A 19,195-nucleotide genomic window follows, 5' to 3' on the forward strand; every position below is an offset into this window, starting at 1 on the left:
TGGATTAACGCAAACCTGCACGCTGCACTGCACGATCAATTGCGGCAGCAACCTCGGGCGCTGCGACAACCTGCGGCATGTGACCGATCCCCGGTAACGCGACCAGTTCGGCCTGCGGGATTTGCTGGATCAGACGTTGCGAATGCCATTCAAGGCCGACAGTGTCGTCGGCGGTGCCGTGAACGATTTCGGTTGGCACTGAAATCTCACCGTATCGCGGCTGCAATTGGGTTATCTCATCCAATAGGTTGGCCCGTTGCTTGGCATTTGCATGCATGGAACTGCGCCGGATGGTCAGGCCGGGCCCAAAATGTTCAGCATATCCAGCGGGGGCCGATTGGGGCGCAAATACACTGTCCAATGCCCGCGTTACGTACCAATCGGGCACAAAGGAAGAAATCAGAGGCAGGGCGAGCGTATTGCCGAGCGTGGTAGACGCTAATTGGTTAAACCCATCCAGCGGCGTTTCCCACGGAATGGCGGCGGGTGCGATCAGAACAAGTGCTGAGAGGTCGTCGGTCCTGGTGACCGCCCATGCAAGCGCCACTGAACCACCATAGCTTTGGCCCGCCACGACAGGCTTGTCCGCCCCAAGCTGGGCAGCAGCTTTTTGCAGGATATCCGCTTGTTCCGTGATCGTTTCACCGTCTGGGTTGAAACTTTCTGAAAACCCCAGGCCGGGCCGGTCAAAAACGATGACGCGGTAGTTTTCCGCCAGAATAGGTGCCAGCGCAAAGGTCATGTCGCGGGTGTTGCCGCTTGAGCCGTGAAGAAGGACAACATCCGGCCCATTCCCTATGACAACCGCATGAACCGCGATTCCGTCGACATCAAGAATCTGGCCTTCGGGTGGGAAAGCCGCTTCTGCATGTGCTTCATTCCGGGCGCTGCGCCACGCAGTCACAGCGACAAGGCCCAGAATGATGAGGCTAAAGGATATCAAGGTTTTAGTGGCCAATTTTGCTCATATCAAAAGGCGTCGTCTGATAGATTTCGTTTATCCAGTTTCCGTAAAGAAGATGCGCGTGACTGCGCCAACGGTTTTGAGGTGTCTTGGATGGGTCATCATCCGGATAATAGTTGATCGGCACGTTGATGGGCGTGTTATTGGCGACGTCGCGGTCATACTCCTGTTTCAGCGTGTCGCTGTCATACTCAAAATGATTGAAGATATACAGCGCGCGGTGGCTGGGATCTTCGACCAGACAAGGGCCCACATCATCGCTGCCCAGCAGGGTCGTCAAACCCTGCGCGGCGTCGATCTCATCTTGCTTCATTTCCGTCCAGCGGCTGACCGGGATAACGCAATCGTCAGAGAACCCACGTAAAAAAGGTGATGCAGGGTTCAGATTGCGGTGGCGGAAACAGCCAAAGGCCTTGGCATCCAGCATGTGCTTTCGAACACCATGAAAATGGTTGATCATCGCCATCCCTCCCCAGCAAACACCAAAGGTTGAATGAACGTTGGTTTGGGTCCAGTCGAAGATTTCGCTGATTTCATCCCAATAGGTGACATCACCGAATTCCAGATGCTCGATCGGCGCGCCAGTAATGATCAGGCCGTCAAATTTCTGGTCCTTGACCTCCTGAAAAGGCTGATAGAACTCGGACATATGCTCGGCGGCAGTAGTTTTTGTCTGATGTTCCGTCATACGGATCAATGACAGTTCGATCTGCAATGGGGTTGCACCGATCAGGCGCGCAAACTGGTTTTCCGTCTGGATCTTCTTCGGCATCAGATTTAGCAGCCCGATGCGCAGGGGGCGAATATCCTGACGCATTGCCTGATCCTCGGACATGACCATAACGCCCTCTTTGTTCAGGACGTCAAAGGCGGGCAGATCAGAGGGAATTTTGATGGGCATGTGTCTGACTTCGAAGAGATTAGGGAAAACTGGTAGTTAGGCGTTATTGCGTCTGGCCTCAAGGGTGCGTTCGATCAACTCATCGAAATCGGCCGCATCGCGGATCTTGCCGATGTCGTTGGCATCAATCGTCACGCCCCAGTTCTTTGCCATCGCCTCGTATCGGGGCTGACGATGGGCCAGGGCTTGCGCATAGGTCCAGCGGACAAAATCATCGGGGTTGACCTCGGCCTCTGCACAGCCGTGTTGATCCAGATACTCGGCCCAGGAACGTGTCAGGAAATCAGCCTGATAGGACATGGGTTTTGGGGCCTTGTCGAAACGGCGCACAAGGTCGGCTGTGTGACCCTCGTCACCCTTCAGCCAGATCATGAGGGTGTGCCGCGCGAGTTCGGACAAAACCTGATCCCTTGGGTCTTCGGGATCTACCCACTCGCAGATGGATCCGCCCGTATCGCAGATAAAGTGAGGATATTTGTACAGACGCTCGGCGCGGTCGATGAAGTATTCGGTGTCCAGCAGCGCATGAATTTCGGCCAAGCGAAACTGTTCCTGCCTGCGGCGGTACTCCGGCATGTCCAAGCCGCCCAGATCGGGGTTTCCCGGCTTGCCCAGATAAGCGGCAACAGGTGTCAGGTTGGCGAATGAAATATTCGAACCGATATAGATCGAATCCGACAACAGCAGTTCACGCAAGAACGGAACTTTCATGGCCTCGGCCTTGGCATTGTCGGTGATGTACTCGCCCATATAGCGCGTGCCAATCCGGTAATCGATCGAGTAGTGGAACCAGTTCCCAGAATCTCTGAGGATGTTGGATACATAGGTCTTGCCCAACCCCGACATGCCAAAGAACAGCACTTTCTTTCGGCTTGCCGTGCGCCAGTCATTGGCTGAGGTGTAGATCATTTTGCGCTGTCCTTTTTTGCCCTAGCTAAATCGGGCAGCGCACGGCGTCAATTGGGCCGGGACGAACGATTGAGAACCAAAAGGCCAATCGCCAGAACGGCAAAGCCCAGAAAGGCATTTGGGGGCAGGGACTCTTCGCGCAGTAATGCACCCAGAACAATAGCGACCGGAGGTATGACAAGTGTGACCAGCATCAGATTGCCACTGCCGGCCATTGCCAAAACCCGGTAGTAAAGCAGATATGCGCCGGCCGTTGCGACAATCGCATAGTACCCGATGGCCACCCAGGTTATTGCGGGTAACGCCAAGCTGGGTACTCCATCAACTGCTAATGTTATTGGCAATACCAGCACTGTCGAAGCCGTCAGCATACCGGCGGCGGCAATCACCGGGGGAAGATGCGATAATGTCTGCCTAGCCCAAGCCGCGGCACATGCGTAGGAAACTGTTCCGGCCAACACTGCAAGCTGAGCGGTGCTTTGCAGGCTGAAACTCAAGAAGTTCAGCACTCCAATCGCGATTGAGACACCAAGAAAGCCCAGGCAGACACCCAGTAGCCGGGTTTTTGTCAATCGCTCGTCGCGAAAAAACAGTGCTGCTATCAAAACGCCGAAGATCGCAGTCGCCGCGTTCAGGATCGCCGTCAGACCCGTGTCAATGTAAAGCTGCCCCCAAGCCATCAGGCTGAAGGGGATGACGTTGTTCAACAGCCCCATGACCAGAAAAGTGCCCCAGATACGGGGCGCGCGCGGCACTTTGATCCCCCTGATCCAAGTTACCAGCCACAAAACCAGCATGGCCCAGAATGTGCGATGCAAAACCGAGGTCATCACGGGAAGCGTGTCCAGAGCGACCCGGATGGAAACAAAGGAGGCGCCCCAGATCAGTCCAAGGAGCAAAAGCTCGGCCCAGGCGCGGAGAGAGAGGTGTTTTTGTTCGTTCATGCGGGCACTGTTTCATTGATGTTAACCAACGGCGACCCGGTTCATGCGAAAAAGCCCCGCAGAAACTGCGGGGCTTTACAGTTACATAAGATTACTCAGATCAGTTCAGAGCGTATGTGATCTGGAAACCAACGCTCCAGGCGCTGTTGCCTGTGAACGTACCACGTGCCGCGGGACCAGCACCATTCGCGGTGGCATCCCCGATGTCGGTATAACGAACACCGCCCGAGATTTTTGCCTTCTCAAGCGAATACGTGCCACCCAGACCGATGCTCCAGAACCCATCTGTCGGACCGAGGTTCGAAACCGGCGTACCTTGGGAAGTTTCGTAGCCCAGTGTCACAGCACCAGAAAACTCTTCCGAGAACTGATAACCCAAACCCAGCGAGTAGGTGAACGTGGCGTCGTCATAGTCAACCAGGTTGCTGGTCGGCGGATAGTTTGGCGGATTATACACAAGTTGTGGCCAGTCGACCCAACGGATCGAGCCAAACAACAATGTCTTGGGCGCCACGCCCGTTTGAAAATCCAGATTCACCGACTGCGGTGTTTCAATCTCACTCGAAGTGTTTACAGGCAACCCTCCGGTCAAAGCACTGGATTCTGTCTGTGAAAGATCGTGGCTGATCTTGGAGTTATAGGTCAGAGATACGCGCGCGGCGATCTCAGGTTTTTCCCAGGCGACGCCCACGACATACCCGAATGCGGTATCTGCGTCAGTATTCACCTGATAGCCTGCGGTAATGGGAACAGTAATCGAAGCCTCGACGCGCTGCGCGCGAATACCGCCGATCGCACTGAATCCACCGTCGAATTTGTACCGTAGCAAAGCGGTAATCGCATCAGTGTCAGCAGTTGCCTGCAACACGCGGGGGTCTGTGGGATTAACCGGGTTGATCGAAAGCGGGTAGGCGGCCGCATACTGAATATCGGCACCGTAGGGTTGATCATAGATCAGTGCGAAATCAAGCTTTTCGGTAAGCGCCGTTTTGAACCCAAGGTGCGGTGTAAAAAAGTCGTTCGCAACTTCACCTGAACTAATGGGTTGGCCGCCGTTTGTACCAAAAATGTCTGGCATCGTGCCGGTCACGCTTGGGTCGGTATACCCCAACCGAAACTGAACTGCAGAGCCTTCTTCAAAGATCAGGTTGATACCCTGACCGCTGCGGTCCAGACCGCCTGCAAAACCAGCCGTTGCTCCAACGCACAATGCGCACGTTGCGAGTAGTGTTGTTTTCATTCTGTCCTCCCGAACTTTTTTCGAGTATTTGCCTGGCGAAGAATTGAGTGAGTCCAGCGCTTACCCGTGTGTAATGCGCGATACTTTCTTTTCAGTTAGTTTAAGGTCAACTGGTGACGGTGCGTTACTTGTTGCCACTACAGTTCTGAACTGTTGCCAAACTGTTACGATTTTCGGACCAGATGTTCAGGAAAATGCCAGTAAAGATGACGGCAGCGCCGATCAGTACCCAATGGTCGATGGGTTCATGATAGAGGAGCATCCCGATTACTGCGATTGTCGGAAGACGTGCAAAATCAAAGGGAATGACCACGGTTGCCGGGGCTATGGATAGGGCATTGGTAATACAGAAATGCGCCAGCAAACCCGCCAGCCCAACCAAAATCAGATAGGGAGCGGTCTGCATTGTCGGAAGCGCAATCTGACCATCGATGCCAGCGGCTGTGGCTCCAAGGACTGCTTGCATTGTAGTCAGCCAGAAAACAATACACCCAATGCTGGCAAATCGCGTGAGCTTCTTGGTGGTAATCGTTGTAAACGCAAAGAATACTGCGGATGCGGCGGCTGTCATAAGGCCGGGGCTCAAAGGGGCAGCGCCGGGGCGCGTGACGATCAGAACGCCCGAAAACCCGATAAGCGCCGCTATCAACCTGAGCGGCGTCAACCGTTCGTTCAGAAACAGCGGCGAGAGCAGGATTACCCAAAGCGGCTGTGTGAACTCCAGCGCGAATACCTGCGCCAAGGGAGCCACTGCCACGGCGTAGAACCAGAGATTTTGCCCCGTGAAATGTAAGGTGTTTCGTAAGGCGTGCAATCCCAGCCGTTCCGTCGAAACTTGCTGCCAGTTGCGAGTCACAGTCAGGACAGTTGCAACAACAACGAACCCAACGATGCTGCGATACATCATGATTTCAAAGGTATCATGCGCAGAACTCAGTTCACGCCCTGCAACCGCCATGGAAGAGAATGAGGCGATCGCGCCGGTCATCCATAGACCGGCCTTGATTACGTCTTTCTGCGCATGGCTCATTTCGAGCGTCCCTCAGGTTCGTCGCGGGGCCGCGCTGCCAAAAGACCGCAAAGCCAAGCGCTTATGATAAGCAGACTAGGTTCGTCCGGCTAATCAAACGCCGAAGGTGCGCCAGATTCAAGGTCGCATAGGTGACTGCCCGGTACAAAGGCTTTAACGAGTAGGGCGTTTTGCCGCTCAATCAGTTAAGTTTTACGCAGACACCCGCCGGTCATTCCCACTCGATGGTGCCGGGGGGTTTCGATGTGATGTCATAGGTACACCGGTTGATGCCTTTGACTTCGTTGATGATCCGCGTTGCCGTTTCGCCCAGGAATTCATGGCTGAACGGGTAGTAGTCTGCGGTCATGCCATCGACAGATGTTACGGCCCGCAGCGCGCAGGCGTAGTCATAGGTGCGCCCGTCGCCCATGACACCTACGGTCCGCACTGGCAAGATGGCAACAAAAGCCTGCCAGATGTCGTCATAGAGGCCGTGTTTACGGATCTGGTCGATAAAGATCGCATCAGCTTCACGCAAGATGCCCAGTTTTTCGCGGGTGATTTCACCGGGGCAGCGGATTGCCAGACCAGGGCCGGGGAAAGGGTGACGTCCGATGAAGCTCTGTGGAAGGCCAAGTTCGCGGCCAAGCGCGCGAACCTCATCCTTGAACAGCTCTCGCAGGGGCTCGACCAGCTTCAGGCCCATCTTTTCCGGCAAGCCACCGACATTGTGGTGCGATTTGATGGTTACAGAAGGCCCGCCCGAAAATGACACCGATTCGATTACATCCGGATAAAGCGTCCCTTGCGCCAGGAACTCGGCCCCTTCAATGGTGTCAGCGTGTTTTTGGAAGACGTCGATGAACAGCTTACCGATGATCTTGCGCTTGGTTTCCGGGTCGCTTTGCCCTTCAAGCTCGCCAAGGAACAGTTCGGATTCGTCCGCGTGGATCAACTGGATGTTGTAGTTGTCGCGGAACATGCCGACGACTTCTGTCGCCTCGTTCTTGCGCAACAGCCCGTGGTCGACGAAGACGCAGGTCAACTGGTTCCCAATCGCCTCGTGGATCAGGATCGCCGCGACCGAGCTGTCAACACCGCCCGACAAACCGCAGATGACCTTCTTGTCGCCAACCTGCTCGCGGATCTTGCGGATCATTTCTTCGCGATAGGCCCCCATGGTCCAGTCGCCCTTGAAACCGGCCAGCTTGACGAAGTTCGCATACAGCTTCGCGCCCTTGGGCGTGTGGTGCACCTCGGGGTGGAATTGCACGGCATAGAAGTGACGCGACGGATCGGCTGTGATCGCAAAGGGCGCGTTAGGCGATGTGCCGAAGACCTGAAACCCCGGTGCGATTTCACTGACGTGGTCGCCGTGGCTCATCCAGACCTGTTCATCCCCGTCGTCAAACCAGCCGTTCAGAATTGCCAGTTTGTCTTTTGGCGTGACAAAAGCCCGACCAAACTCGGCCGTGCCATGGCCGCTTTCGACCTTGCCGCCAAGCTGGTGCATCATCACTTGCTGGCCATAACAGATGCCCAGAATCGGCACGCCATAGTCAAAAATCTCTTGCGGAGCACGGGGCGAGCCCTCGCGCGTCACACTGTCCGGCCCGCCCGAGAAGATCACCGCGCGCGGGGCCATTTCCCGCACGAAATCCATCGTGACATTCTGGTAAGGGTGAATTTCGCAATAGACATTCAGCTCACGCAGGCGGCGGGCAATAAGCTGCGTAACCTGGCTGCCGAAGTCGATGATCAGAAGGCGGTCGTGGGATGTCTGGGTCATGTCAGCGCCTTAGGGCAAGCCCGCACATTTCGCAAGAGCGAGGTCCGATTCCAGCGCGGGAATCAAAAAAGATCACTGCAATGATTTTTGACACGAGGGTTTCCACCGGTGGCTCCGTCGGCGCACATGGACAGGGCAGAAGGGTACGCTTTCCAATTCCAGATTTCACCCTTGGCGGCCGGTTCGCCGGATTGCCGCGCGGCAATGTCGCTTTTCCCCCCAACGTGCCGCAATCCCTATGCTTGCGCCCCGGCAAACCTGTATCAAACGCTCAATCTAACCAACAACACGGGATCTTCTCATGACCGAGGCAAACACCCGGCGCAGGGCGAGAGGTGGCGGTGGCGCTGCCCGCCGTGCCGAGCGGACTGCAGTTCGTATCGAGACCGCGAAATACATCGAACGCAACATTCCGAACTTTGAAATCCTCAACGAAGAGGCACTGGAGATCATTGAAAACAACGCGGAAACCGTGTTGGAAGAGATCGGTGTTAACTTTGTTGATAACCCTGCCGCTCTGGAACGCTGGCGCGACGCGGGTGCGGATATCGACGGTGAACGCGTGCGCATTCCGCGCGGCCTTGCTCGTGAGCTGATTAAAACAGCGCCCAGCGAGTTCACCCAACATGCCCGCAACCCCGAGAAGTCGGTCGTGATTGGTGGCCGGAACATGGTTCTGGCCCCGGTTTACGGCCCTCCTTTCGTGCGCGATGCACAAGGCGGCCGTCGTTACGCGACGATGGACGACTTCAACAAGTTCGTGAAACTTGCCTATATGTCCAAGTGGCTGCACCATTCGGGCGGTACGGTGTGTGAACCGACCGACATTCCGGTGAACAAGCGCCATTTGGATATGCTGAAGGCGCATATGACTCTGTCGGACAAGCCTTTCATGGGCTCGGTGACCGATCCCAGCCGGGCGCAGGATTCGGTTGAAATGTGCGAAATCCTGTTCGGTAAGGAATTCGTCCAGCAAAACACGGTGATGACGTCGCTGACCAACATAAACTCGCCGATGACATTCGACGATGTGATGATGGGCTCGCTGGAAGTCTATGCCCGCAACAATCAGGCCTGCATCATCTCGCCCTTTATTGTGGGCGGTGCGATGGCGCCGGTCTCGGTGGCCGGTACTTTGACCCAGGTTCTGGCCGAGGTTCTTGCCGGTGTGGCGTACAGCCAGATCGTCCGTCCTGGTGCTCCCGCGATCTTTGGGGCATTCGTGACCTCGATCGACATGAATTCTGGCGCGCCGACCTTCGGTACGCCGGAAGCTTCGCATATCACCTATGGCGCGGGTCAGCTGGCGCGGCGTCTGAACTTGCCGTATCGGTCCGCAGGGTCGTTCTGCGGCTCGAAACTTCCGGATGCGCAGGCGGCTTATGAGACAGCGAACTCGCTGAACATGGGTCTGTTGGCTGGCGTGAACTTCATGCTGCATGCCTGCGGCTGGCTGGAAGGTGGCCTGGTGGCCGACTTCGAGAAATTTGTTATGGATGCCGACCAGTTGGGCGTTTTGCATTCGCTGGCCAAGGGCGTGGCCTATGATGACAACGCGCAGGCCATGGATGCGATCCGGGAAGTTGGCCCCGGCGGGCACTATCTAGGATGCGCCCACACGCAGGCGAACTTCAAGGAATCGTTCTGGAAGTCCGATCTGCTGGACTACAAGCCATATGAAACCTGGCAGGAAGAAGGTGCGCGTGATACGCGGGCTCTAGCCTCTGTGCGGGTTGAACACCTGCTGGCGAATTATCAGCAACCGCATATGGAGCCGGATACAGCCGCAGCGCTGGAAGCCTATATCGCCGAGAAAAAGGCCTCCATGCCGGATGCGTTTTCCTAATTATTGAAGGACCGGGGCGCGGTTGGCTTGATACAGCCGCGCCTCACCCAACAGCGCGATAAGAATGTCGAGATGCCGGACCAGAGAGTATGCGGCATCATCTTCTTTGCGCAGTTCATTCACCTCTTTTTCCATCTCCATCAGTCGCAGTAGGGCCTGACCTGAACCCGGCAATGACCCGTATCCCAGAATACGTTGCAAATGCCTGTCCCGGTTGTACTCTCTCGCTCCGAAATTGGCGGCTCTTGCCAACATGCGTGGGCGGTGAAGCGTTGAGATCATTGTCATCAGGTCCTGCATCTTACGTGTCCTGTGTCTGAAGGTTTACCGGACTATTTAATGCACAACCTAAGCGGGTGTTGCCTGCGTGACAGCCTCTCCGAACGATGGTTTCACGACTGTTTATCTTTTTGAATCAAATCTGGTTCGTGCCTTGTGCGGTTAACGAACGAGTAACGAATGGACCTCTAGTTAGATTTGGTTAACCGGCTATCCGAGGGCGAAAAGTGACATTTTGTTTTGTCGACGAGGGCAAATAATCATGGAAAACAACATGGCTTTCACCATTCCGGCATGGGTTCCAGAGGGGGCGCAAAGATACCTTGCTCATACCGAAACCGGACGCTCGATCCGCGATATCGCGAGATCGGCAGGTTGCCATGCGTCAACCATCCTCCGGCAAATCCGGCGTATCGAGATGCGCCGTGACGATCCTTTGGTGGATGCGGCGTTGCAGTCGCTGGCAGAAACACATTTTTCCATGCCCGACGACGCAGGCGACTCGGTCGTGATCGCGGATGAAGCTGCCCAGGAAGAGGCGTTCGAAAGAGAGGCATTGCGCATTCTGCGCCGCCTGAGCGAGACAGGTTCGGTTCTTGCCGTGGCTGAAGAAATGGACAAAGCGGTAGTCGTTCGTGACACCGGCAACGCCGGAGCGACCAGAACCGCGGTCGTCGATTGCGAGATCGCTCAGGCTCTGGCCTTAAAGGACTGGATTTCCTGCGATAACCCCGGTCGCATTTCACGGTACAGAATTTCTGCGGCTGGCCGAACGGCACTGAGCCACCTGATCGCAAAAGCGGAAAACAAGGCGCGGGTGGGGACCGAAGTCGGATTTGCCGAAGCTCAGTCGTTGTTTCAGGCAAAAACATCGGGTGGGGCGACTGACCGGATCAGGCGCATTCGCTATAGCGCCACGGAAAGCCCGTTGGTTGCCCTTGCACGCAGACGCGACCGCGATGGCAAGCCTTTTCTGGATGAATCGCTTGTCAGCGCAGGAGAGCGGTTGCGCGAAGATTTCGAGTTGGCGCAGATTGGTCCTCAGGTTTCACAGAACTGGGAGCGGTTTCTAACGGCTGGTGGCCGCAGCAGTTATGACAGTGAAAGCCACGGAGGAAAGGGATCATCGGATGCGCGGGACCGCGTGGCGCGGGCCCTGTCTGACCTTGGCCCCGGACTAAGTGATGTTGCCCTGCGGTGTTGTTGCTATCTCGAAGGGTTGGAACTGGCGGAAAAACACATGGGTTGGTCGGCACGATCCGGAAAGATTGTTCTGCGGATCGCGTTACAACGGCTGAAACGTCACTATCGGGATCAGGCTGAACGCGACCGCATGATTGGCTGAAGGTACAAAAAAAGGCCCGTTAAAACGGGCCTTTTTTCGTCTTGTTATTACTCAAGCCAGTTCGGGTTCTGCCATCGCCTGAAGATGTTTCATCAGGTTTTCGGGCGAAGACACGCCATAGGGATCTTCGGGGCAGTTATCCATCAGGCCAGGTTCTTCGAACCAGGCTTCGACAACACCGTCGTTTACGATGGCAGCATAGCGCCATGACCGCATGCCAAAGCCCAGATTGTCCTTGTCAACCAACATACCCATTTTACGGGTGAACTCGCCCGATCCATCCGGAATGACCTTGACGTTGGTCAGGCCCTGATCTTGCGCCCATTTGTTCATCACAAAGCTGTCGTTGACAGACATGCAGTAGATTTCATCGACACCCTGGGCAATGAAATCGCCATATCCGTTTTCAAAGCTGGGCAGTTGATATGTCGAACAGGTGGGCGTGAACGCGCCGGGCAATGAGAACAGGATCACGCGTTTTCCGGCAAAATAGTCAGCGGTGGTCTTGTCTTCCCAACAGAATGGGTTTGGTCCTTCGATTGATTCATCGCGAACACGGGTGTGAAAGGTCACGTTGGGCAGTATTGCGCCGGATTTCATGTTCAAGCTCCTGTGATTCACCTGTGATTTTGCTGTGACTTAAAACAGTTCTAAACTGCCTTCAATCGACGAAATGCTGCATTTTGAATTAATAACCTCTTCTCATTACTCATTGAAAACATGCGGTGAAACGGATTTTTACTATCTCGTTTTCGCTCATGCGCGGCGGCGTTGCATAGCGGCTATGCGCCGCTGGTGTAACACTGCACATCTGTCTATGTTATGAGCGACAAGATTGACCCAAAGTCAGGAATATTGCCCGTGCGAGATCTGAAGATCCCCGAACAGCGCCATCCGGAAAAAGCGCACCGCCCGGATAATGCGCAGCCCAAGAAACCGAACTGGATCAGGGTCAAGGCACCCGGCGGCAAAGGTTATGCAGATACGCGCCGGATCATGCGCGACAATAATCTGGTCACAGTCTGCGAAGAGGCGGGATGCCCCAATGTCGGCGAATGCTGGAGCCAGGGCCACGCCACCATGATGATCATGGGCGAGATCTGTACCCGTGGCTGCACATTCTGCAATATCGCTACTGGCCGCCCAGACGACCTTGACGCCTTTGAACCCGGCCGGGTGGCACATGCGGTCGAAAAACTTGGCCTGAACCATGTGGTTATCACCTCCGTTGATCGGGATGATCTGAGTGATGGCGGTGCCGAGCATTTTGCTCAGACCATCCGCGCGGTGCGGCACCGCTCTCCCAAAACCACGATCGAGATTCTGACGCCCGATTTTCTGAAATGCGATGCTGACGTTCTGGAAATTGTGGTTCAGGCAAAGCCGGACGTCTTCAATCATAATCTGGAAACCGTACCGGGTTTGTACCCCGAGGTTCGCCCCGGCGCGCGGTACTTCCATTCACTGCGTCTTTTGCAGCGGGTGAAAGAACTTGATCCGTCGATCTTTACCAAGTCTGGCATCATGGTTGGGCTTGGCGAAAACGAACAGCAGGTGCGTCAGGTCATGGATGACATGCGCGCGGCGGATATCGATTTTCTGACGATTGGCCAGTATCTGCAACCAACACCGAAACACCACGGTGTTGATCGTTTCGTGACACCCGACGAGTTCGCGTCATACGAAAAGGCAGCTTACGGCAAAGGCTTTCTGATGGTATCTGCGTCGCCGTTGACCCGGTCTTCCTATCACGCTGGTGATGATTTTGCCCGGCTGCGCGCGGCGCGTCTAGAAAAGCTGCAACACGCGTGACACCGGATCAGATCGCGCGACTGACATGTCTGCGCCACGAGCTGCATCAACAGCCTGAACTTTCGGGACAGGAAAAGAATACCGCAGCACGGTTGGCTGAACTTCTGCGTGACGCAGGCGCTGACCATTTCCTGACCGGAATAGGTGGGCACGGGATTGCCGCCGTTTTCGAAAGTGGCCAACCTGGTCCCACCCTGGGCATTCGCTGCGAACTGGATGGGTTGCCGATCCAGGAGTTGGCGGACCATTCCTATGTATCACAGGTCGCGGGCAAAGGTCATTTATGCGGCCACGACGGGCATATGACTATGGTTCTGGGCGTAGCAGACGGGTTGAAACATCACCGCCCCAAGAAGGGCCGCGTCGTATTGATCTTCCAGCCAGCAGAAGAGACCGGCCATGGTGCAATCGCTTTCCGGGCTGATCCCCAGTTCGCCGGGGTTGCGCCCGACCTCGTACTGTCTTTGCACAACTTACCAGGATTGGAGTTGGGCGCGGTCGAAATTTGTGACGGTCCTTCTAACTGTGCCTCACGCGGGATGCAGATTGTTTTGACTGGAAAGACGTCACATGCCGCTGCTCCGCAAGATGGGGTGTCACCTGCCAGTGCGCTGGCAAGTCTGATGCCGGCTTTGACCGCGTTAGGTGGCGGAGGGGATCTGAATGACGACTACGCATTGACCACCGTCACACATGCCACGTTGGGTGAGCGCACGGTCGGAGTAGCACCGGGGCAGGCCGAGCTGTGGGTGACGCTTCGCACAGTCACGGACGCGCGAATGGCGCAGCTGATCAGCGACGCTGAATCGTTGGTCCACGAAACGGCCAAAGCCGAAGGGCTGGCGGTCGAAATCAGTTATGACGAAGTGTTTGAGGCTTGTGCCAATCACCCGGAAGCAGTTTCGATCCTGTCCAAGGCCTGCACGGAGCAGGGCGTTTTTTGCAGATTGGTCGATCAGCCACAGCGGTTTTCAGAAGATTTCGGCCAGTTTGGAAAAAGCGCGAAAACCGCCATGTTCTGGTTGGGGTCGGGAAGTGACCAACCCCAGTTGCACAACCCGGACTATGATTTCCCGGATGCGCTTATTCCGATTGGGACCGGGATATTTCTGAGGGCCATCGAAGCTGTGTTAGGCCGCGACTGCTAGGACCGAGGCTTTCAATTCATCAGATCGCCAACGATTCCAACAGCTTCTATTACAGTCTTCGTATCATCTGATATCGAGATTATTTCGTCGTCGACCCGAATATACCGTTGCCCCGGCTTCAGCGGTTTGAGCTTCCAGTTGTCGAGGTCGTCAACATAGTCAAAACGCAGGTCGTCCGGTAATTTCTGACCTCGGGTGTATCGTTTGATTTGACCGGGCGGAACAGCCTTGCCGTTTGACTTAATGGATTTCTCTACTTTGGTTTTGTTGGCACCTTGTCCTTTGCCCTTGTTGTCTTTTGCATATGACGCGCTTGCAAGGGAGACGATCACCAAAAAGACGCCCGCTATCGAGATAAGACGCTTCATCAAAAATCCTCCTGTGACTACCTGAAAGGTAAAGCAACGAGGCGATGGTTGTCCATTGATATTCTAAATAATGAATTTTTAATCGGGTCTGAGTACGAGGCCGGAAAAGGCCCGCTCGGGCTATTCGTCCGTAAAGCGGACTTTGCCAATATAGGGCAGGTTGCGATTGCGTTGAGCATAGTCAATTCCATAACCCACGACAAATTCGTCGGGTATCTCAAAACCGATCCAGTCTGATCGAAAATCCACTTCGCGGCGGCTCGGCTTGTCCAGCAAGGCAATGGATTTCAGGCGCGCGGGGTTACGGCTTTGCAGCAACTTGGTGACATGGTTCAACGTATGGCCTGTGTCAACGATATCCTCGACAACCAGCACGTCGCGCCCTTCAATTGCGCCGCGTAAGTCTTTGAGAATGCGAACTTCCCTGCTGCTTTCCATCGCGTCTCCGTAAGAAGATGCTTCAAGGAAATCCACCTCGATCGGAAGGTCAAGTTCGCGCACAAGGTCGGCGATGAAAACAAAGCTGCCGCGCAGCAGACCCACGACCACCAGCTTGTCTGTTTCTTTGAACTCTGCCGAAATGTCGCGACACAGCTCCTCGATTCGAGCGGCGATGGCCTTTGCCGAGATCATCTCATCTATCACATATGCGCGGTCAGTCATCGCAGCCCCCTTGATCTTTGGCGCGCAACATACGACATGACGCGCCATTGTCACCTGCAAATACCGGACCTCATGCCTATCCATTCGGAAACCCGCCACCTGCCGTATACAGCCCAGCAGATGTACGACCTGGTTGCCGATGTGGCCAAGTACCCCCAATTTCTGCCGTGGTGCGCTGCTGCCCGCATTCGCAAGACCTATGCGATGGAAGAGGCTGAGGTGATGGAGGCCGATCTGATCATCTCGTTCAAGGTTTTCCGGGAACGATTTGGCAGCAAGGTAACCCTGTTTGCGGATCAAAAGAAAATCGACACCGAATACCTGGACGGCCCCTTCAAATACATGAAATCCGACTGGCAGTTCGAGGACGCGCCTGATGGGGGCTGCAACGTCTCGTTCCATGTGGATTTCGAATTCAAGAACGCCATCCTGCAAGGGATTATCGGTGTGGTTTTCAACGAAGCCATGCATCGGATCGTGCGCGCGTTCGAGGCGCGCGCGCAAGAACTCTACAGCTAGGTCTTTACCCTTGTCAGGCGCACGCTAGACTACGCGTATGACGGAATTTACAGTATCATTGGCCGCTTTTGCGGCAGGGCCGATTTCTACGTCGTCTCAGGCGCGAATCGTCACATCGCTATCTGTTCTTGACTGGGTCGCTGTGGGCCGGGCAGGCGCGCGCGAACCCGTCTCAACCACGGTTCGCGACATGATACTTTCCGAGGGCGGGAACCCTCAGTCGCATCTCTTTGGCGGCGGCCCGGCGCCGCTACGTGGTGCGGCGTTGGTGAATGGCACGGTGTCTCACGCGCTGGATTACGATGACACGCATTTCGCCCATATCGGGCATCCTTCCGTCGCCATTTTGCCTGCAGCCCTTGCGGTGGCCGAATGGGATGACCGTATTCTTGTCGACTTTCTCGAAGCCGCTTTGGTGGGTATGGAAACCTCAATCCGAATTGGCTTGTGGCTGGGGCGCGGTCACTATCAGGCAGGGTTTCACCAGACGGCGACATCCGGTGCCTTTGGGGCGGCAGTCGCTGTTGGCCGTTTGCTGGGTTTTGACGCAAACCAGATGCGAATGGTTCTGGGTCTGACGGCGACGCGTGCGGCGGGGCTGAAGGCGCAGTTCGGAACCATGGGCAAGCCGTATAACGCCGGACTTGCCGCTTCAGCAGGGGTCGAGACGGCCTTGCTGGTACAGCGCGGTTTTCAGGCCAACGCCGACGCGCTGGAGGGTCCTTATGGATTTGGGGCAACGCATCAAGGTGCAGCGGATCAAACTGCTCTGGATGGGTTGGGCGATGAATGGCTGTTTGAAACGGTCAGCCACAAGTTTCACGCCTGTTGCCACGGTCTTCACGCCGCGCTGGAAGCCGCGCGGGAGTTGGACATAGCGGAGCCAGAGGTCGCCGAGATCCAGATTAAGACTCATCCGCGCTGGATGAGTGTGTGCAATCAACTGTCACCGACAACCGGACTGGGGGCCAAGTTTTCCTATCGGACAGTGATCGCGATGCAGGCGCTGGGATATGATACGGCTTTGCCAGGTAGTTTCACCGACAAGGTCTGCGTCGACCCGCGTATAACGTCTTTGCGCGACCGCATCACGGTCGAGGCAGATGACAGCCTGTCAGAAACGCAGGCGCATCTGTCCCTGCTGCGTCGCGATGGCATTCGCCGCGAAGCGACGCATGATCTGCTGAACACAGTGTCGTTGTCGGACCGTGAGGATCGCGTGCGCGACAAAGCGACCAAGCTGATCGGTGCGGATGAGGCGGACACGATCTGGTCGATGCTGCGCACTGGGGGACGTGCCCGCGATCTGGCCGAACGTATGGCGGGTTAAGCCACGCACCAGTGCAACGGAAAGCCCGGGTCAAATACAGTCACTGGTCCATCGCCTGTTTCAATCTTTGAGGGATACGAAACGGGCTCACCCTTGGTCAGGGTAATCATATCCTGGTTCACCGGTAAGCGATAGAAACCCGGCCCGTTGAGCGACACGAAGCCTTCCAGCTTTTCCAATGCACCTTCCCGGTCAAACATTTCAGCCACCAGAGACATGGTGTTGGTCGCCGTAAAACAGCCCGCACAGCCACAAGCCATTTCCTTGTTTGCATCCGTGTGCGGGGCACTGTCCGTGCCCAGAAAAAACCGCGCATCGCCCGATGTTGCGGCGGATAGCAGGGCCAGACGGTGTTCCTCGCGCTTGGCAACAGGAAGGCAATAGTAATGCGGTTTGATGCCACCAACTAGGATATGGTTGCGGTTGATAATCAAGTGATGCGCCGTGATCGTTGCACCCAGATCAACCGCGTTGGCTTTGACATAATCCACACCATTGGACGTGGTGATATGTTCCATCACAACACGCAGGCCCGGAGTCGATCTGCGGATCGGATCCAGAACACGGTCGATGAATACGGCTTCGCGGTCAAATATGTCGATCTCCGGATCCGTCACCTCGCCATGCACACACATGGGCAGGCCGATTTCGGCCATCTTCTCAAGCACCGGGCGCACTTTGTCGAAGTCGCGCACACCCGAGGCGGAGTTGGTGGTAGCCCCGGCAGGATACAGCTTGACGGCTTTGATCAGACCGTTGGCATGGGCCGCTGCGACATCTGCGGCATCTGTATCTTCGGTCAGATACAGGGTCATCAACGGCTCGAACGTCATACCATCGGGCAGAGCCGCCATAATGCGGTCTCGATAGGCGGCGGCCTGATCGCCGCGCACAACCGGCGGTACAAGGTTCGGCATAATGATCGCACGGGCGAAATGGCGCGCGGTTTCGGGCAGGACGGCCTGTAGCATCGCGCCATCGCGCAGATGCAGATGCCAGTCGTCGGGGCGGCGGAGCGTAAGGGTGTCGGTCATGGCCTTCCGCTAGCATAGCTGTTGCGAAAGACCAACTGCGTCCGCGCAAGGCACAAAAAAAATCTTGTCAACCGACCTGAACGTCGTAGCTCTGTCCAAGGTTGAGGCCTTGACGCCCAGACACTTGCATGACCTGTTTATCCCTAAAGCAGAGAGGGGTTCCATGACACAGCCAGATTCCATCGATGCCGTGCAGCAGATGCTGGGTCGTCAGGGCTATGTCTGCGGTCGCGCCCTTGCGACGGTTGTGTTCCTGTCGCTGAAGCTTGGACGCCCGTTATTTCTGGAAGGCGAAGCAGGGGTTGGAAAGACCGAGATCGCCAAGGCTCTGGCATCCGGGCTGAACCGGCGCCTGATCCGGTTGCAGTGCTACGAAGGGCTGGATGCGTCGTCAGCTGTTTACGAATGGAATTTTCCGGCGCAGATGGTCGCGATCCGAACGGCTGAGGCCGCGGGTGGGGCCGACCGGGGCGCGTTGCAGACTGAACTGTTCTCGGACGAATACCTGATCGAACGCCCCTTGTTGCAGGCGATGCGCCCGGACGAAAACGGAGCGCCAGTTCTGCTGATCGACGAATTGGACCGGACCGACGAACCGTTTGAAGCGTTTCTGCTCGAAGCGCTCAGTGACTTTCAGGTCACCATCCCCGAACTTGGCACTATAAAAGCACCTGAACCGCCCATCGTGATCGTCACCTCGAACCGGACGCGGGAAGTGCACGATGCTCTCAAGCGCCGTTGCCTCTATCATTGGGTCGATTACCCCAACTTCGAGCGTGAGCTCGAAATCCTGCACGCCCGTGCGCCTGAAGCTGCGGAAGCACTCAGTCGCGAGGTTGTAGCCTTTGTTCAGCGTTTGCGCACCGAGGATTTGTTCAAGAAACCCGGTGTGGCCGAGACCATCGACTGGGCGAAATGCCTGTTGGCGCTGGATGTGATGAACCTCAGCCCCGAGGTGATCGGGGATACGCTGGGTGCGATCCTCAAATATCAGGACGACATTCAAAAACTTCAGGGGTCCGAGGCAAAACGCATCCTCGACGAGGCCAAGGCCACGCTCGAACCGGTCTGATGTTTCATCTTTTTTCAAAT

19 protein-coding genes are annotated in these 19,195 nt (G+C 55.9%); 7 read left to right on the top strand and 12 right to left on the bottom strand.

The window, feature by feature from the left end; translation table 11 throughout:
- Positions 1 to 4 precede the first annotated feature (4 nt).
- From ACR0BK_RS00625 to guaA, 7 genes are all read right to left on the bottom strand, one after another.
- Positions 5 to 943, bottom strand: a complete 939-nt coding sequence (locus ACR0BK_RS00625; RefSeq protein ID WP_480553347.1) for an alpha/beta fold hydrolase — start codon at positions 941 to 943, stop codon at positions 5 to 7.
- Between the two features lie 4 nt (positions 944 to 947).
- On the bottom strand, positions 948 to 1,865 hold the full coding sequence (gene metA / locus ACR0BK_RS00630) for a homoserine O-acetyltransferase MetA (protein ID WP_480516816.1): 918 nt from the start codon (positions 1,863 to 1,865) through the stop codon (positions 948 to 950).
- A gap of 36 nt (positions 1,866 to 1,901) precedes the next feature.
- The gene (locus tag ACR0BK_RS00635; RefSeq protein WP_480553349.1) at positions 1,902 to 2,774 is read right to left on the bottom strand and encodes an ATPase; all 873 of its coding nucleotides are present in this window, start codon (positions 2,772 to 2,774) and stop codon (positions 1,902 to 1,904) included.
- A gap of 47 nt (positions 2,775 to 2,821) precedes the next feature.
- A complete protein-coding gene (locus ACR0BK_RS00640) occupies positions 2,822 to 3,718 on the bottom strand; it encodes a DMT family transporter (protein ID WP_480553350.1) in 897 nt (298 codons plus the stop codon).
- Between the two features lie 100 nt (positions 3,719 to 3,818).
- The gene (locus ACR0BK_RS00645) at positions 3,819 to 4,958 is read right to left on the bottom strand and encodes an OmpP1/FadL family transporter (RefSeq protein WP_480516822.1); all 1,140 of its coding nucleotides are present in this window, start codon (positions 4,956 to 4,958) and stop codon (positions 3,819 to 3,821) included.
- Between the two features lie 124 nt (positions 4,959 to 5,082).
- Positions 5,083 to 5,988, bottom strand: a complete 906-nt coding sequence (locus ACR0BK_RS00650) for a DMT family transporter (RefSeq protein WP_480553352.1) — start codon at positions 5,986 to 5,988, stop codon at positions 5,083 to 5,085.
- 211 nt (positions 5,989 to 6,199) lie between these two features.
- On the bottom strand, positions 6,200 to 7,759 hold the full coding sequence (gene guaA, locus ACR0BK_RS00655; RefSeq protein ID WP_480553353.1) for a glutamine-hydrolyzing GMP synthase: 1,560 nt from the start codon (positions 7,757 to 7,759) through the stop codon (positions 6,200 to 6,202).
- A 301-nt stretch (positions 7,760 to 8,060) separates the two neighbouring features.
- On the opposite strand from guaA, the gene ACR0BK_RS00660 reads away from it, so the two are divergent.
- Positions 8,061 to 9,605, top strand: a complete 1,545-nt coding sequence (locus tag ACR0BK_RS00660; protein WP_480472461.1) for a trimethylamine methyltransferase family protein — start codon at positions 8,061 to 8,063, stop codon at positions 9,603 to 9,605.
- On the opposite strand, the gene ACR0BK_RS00665 is transcribed toward ACR0BK_RS00660, so the two are convergent.
- On the bottom strand, positions 9,606 to 9,905 hold the full coding sequence (locus tag ACR0BK_RS00665; RefSeq protein ID WP_480472463.1) for a DUF6477 family protein: 300 nt from the start codon (positions 9,903 to 9,905) through the stop codon (positions 9,606 to 9,608).
- Positions 9,906 to 10,146: 241 nt separating this feature from the next.
- Here ACR0BK_RS00665 and ACR0BK_RS00670 point away from each other — a divergent pair, with 241 nt between their 5' ends.
- Positions 10,147 to 11,229, top strand: a complete 1,083-nt coding sequence (locus tag ACR0BK_RS00670; protein WP_480553355.1) for a DUF6456 domain-containing protein — start codon at positions 10,147 to 10,149, stop codon at positions 11,227 to 11,229.
- 51 nt (positions 11,230 to 11,280) lie between these two features.
- Here ACR0BK_RS00670 and ACR0BK_RS00675 read toward each other — a convergent pair whose 3' ends face one another.
- On the bottom strand, positions 11,281 to 11,829 hold the full coding sequence (locus tag ACR0BK_RS00675) for a redoxin family protein (protein ID WP_480553357.1): 549 nt from the start codon (positions 11,827 to 11,829) through the stop codon (positions 11,281 to 11,283).
- Between the two features lie 261 nt (positions 11,830 to 12,090).
- On the opposite strand from ACR0BK_RS00675, the gene lipA reads away from it, so the two are divergent.
- Positions 12,091 to 13,041, top strand: coding sequence for a lipoyl synthase (gene lipA, locus ACR0BK_RS00680; protein WP_480472469.1), 951 nt, complete (start codon positions 12,091 to 12,093; stop codon positions 13,039 to 13,041).
- Positions 13,038 to 14,189, top strand: coding sequence for an amidohydrolase (locus ACR0BK_RS00685; RefSeq protein ID WP_480553358.1), 1,152 nt, complete (start codon positions 13,038 to 13,040; stop codon positions 14,187 to 14,189). The genes lipA and ACR0BK_RS00685 overlap by 4 nt, the downstream gene beginning before the upstream one ends.
- An 11-nt stretch (positions 14,190 to 14,200) precedes the next feature.
- Here the strand turns inward: ACR0BK_RS00685 and ACR0BK_RS00690 are convergent, their stop codons facing one another.
- On the bottom strand, positions 14,201 to 14,557 hold the full coding sequence (locus ACR0BK_RS00690) for a hypothetical protein (protein WP_480553359.1): 357 nt from the start codon (positions 14,555 to 14,557) through the stop codon (positions 14,201 to 14,203).
- 120 nt (positions 14,558 to 14,677) lie between these two features.
- The gene (gene hpt, locus ACR0BK_RS00695) at positions 14,678 to 15,220 is read right to left on the bottom strand and encodes a hypoxanthine phosphoribosyltransferase (protein WP_480516838.1); all 543 of its coding nucleotides are present in this window, start codon (positions 15,218 to 15,220) and stop codon (positions 14,678 to 14,680) included.
- Positions 15,221 to 15,292: 72 nt separating this feature from the next.
- Here hpt and ACR0BK_RS00700 point away from each other — a divergent pair, with 72 nt between their 5' ends.
- Entirely contained in the window at positions 15,293 to 15,739 is a 447-nt protein-coding gene (locus tag ACR0BK_RS00700; RefSeq protein WP_480553360.1) for a type II toxin-antitoxin system RatA family toxin, read from the top strand.
- Between the two features lie 37 nt (positions 15,740 to 15,776).
- A complete protein-coding gene (locus ACR0BK_RS00705) occupies positions 15,777 to 17,069 on the top strand; it encodes an MmgE/PrpD family protein (RefSeq protein ID WP_480553361.1) in 1,293 nt (430 codons plus the stop codon).
- Here the strand turns inward: ACR0BK_RS00705 and pyrC are convergent.
- Positions 17,066 to 18,103, bottom strand: a complete 1,038-nt coding sequence (gene pyrC / locus ACR0BK_RS00710) for a dihydroorotase (RefSeq protein WP_480472481.1) — start codon at positions 18,101 to 18,103, stop codon at positions 17,066 to 17,068. The genes ACR0BK_RS00705 and pyrC overlap by 4 nt on opposite strands.
- A gap of 163 nt (positions 18,104 to 18,266) precedes the next feature.
- Here pyrC and ACR0BK_RS00715 point away from each other — a divergent pair, with 163 nt between their 5' ends.
- Positions 18,267 to 19,175, top strand: coding sequence for an AAA family ATPase (locus tag ACR0BK_RS00715; RefSeq protein ID WP_480553362.1), 909 nt, complete (start codon positions 18,267 to 18,269; stop codon positions 19,173 to 19,175).
- The last annotated feature ends 20 nt before the right edge of the window (positions 19,176 to 19,195 follow it).

The sequence above is a fragment of the Ruegeria sp. AF1 genome (assembly GCF_056542125.1).

Bases quoted from the DNA above. Each gene is read 5' to 3' on its own strand.
- metA (WP_480516816.1), bottom strand. From the start codon at position 1,865: ATGCCCATCAAAATTCCCTCTGATCTGCCCGCCTTTGACGTCCTGAAC.
- ACR0BK_RS00635 (WP_480553349.1), bottom strand. From the start codon at position 2,774: ATGATCTACACCTCAGCCAATGACTGGCGCACGGCAAGCCGAAAGAAA.
- ACR0BK_RS00640 (WP_480553350.1), bottom strand. From the start codon at position 3,718: ATGAACGAACAAAAACACCTCTCTCTCCGCGCCTGGGCCGAGCTTTTG.
- ACR0BK_RS00645 (WP_480516822.1), bottom strand. From the start codon at position 4,958: ATGAAAACAACACTACTCGCAACGTGCGCATTGTGCGTTGGAGCAACG.
- ACR0BK_RS00650 (WP_480553352.1), bottom strand. From the start codon at position 5,988: ATGAGCCATGCGCAGAAAGACGTAATCAAGGCCGGTCTATGGATGACC.
- guaA (WP_480553353.1), bottom strand. From the start codon at position 7,759: ATGACCCAGACATCCCACGACCGCCTTCTGATCATCGACTTCGGCAGC.
- ACR0BK_RS00660 (WP_480472461.1), top strand. From the start codon at position 8,061: ATGACCGAGGCAAACACCCGGCGCAGGGCGAGAGGTGGCGGTGGCGCT.
- ACR0BK_RS00665 (WP_480472463.1), bottom strand. From the start codon at position 9,905: ATGCAGGACCTGATGACAATGATCTCAACGCTTCACCGCCCACGCATG.
- ACR0BK_RS00670 (WP_480553355.1), top strand. From the start codon at position 10,147: ATGGAAAACAACATGGCTTTCACCATTCCGGCATGGGTTCCAGAGGGG.
- ACR0BK_RS00675 (WP_480553357.1), bottom strand. From the start codon at position 11,829: ATGAAATCCGGCGCAATACTGCCCAACGTGACCTTTCACACCCGTGTT.
- ACR0BK_RS00690 (WP_480553359.1), bottom strand. From the start codon at position 14,557: ATGAAGCGTCTTATCTCGATAGCGGGCGTCTTTTTGGTGATCGTCTCC.
- hpt (WP_480516838.1), bottom strand. From the start codon at position 15,220: ATGACTGACCGCGCATATGTGATAGATGAGATGATCTCGGCAAAGGCC.
- ACR0BK_RS00700 (WP_480553360.1), top strand. From the start codon at position 15,293: ATGCCTATCCATTCGGAAACCCGCCACCTGCCGTATACAGCCCAGCAG.
- ACR0BK_RS00705 (WP_480553361.1), top strand. From the start codon at position 15,777: ATGACGGAATTTACAGTATCATTGGCCGCTTTTGCGGCAGGGCCGATT.
- pyrC (WP_480472481.1), bottom strand. From the start codon at position 18,103: ATGACCGACACCCTTACGCTCCGCCGCCCCGACGACTGGCATCTGCAT.
- ACR0BK_RS00715 (WP_480553362.1), top strand. From the start codon at position 18,267: ATGACACAGCCAGATTCCATCGATGCCGTGCAGCAGATGCTGGGTCGT.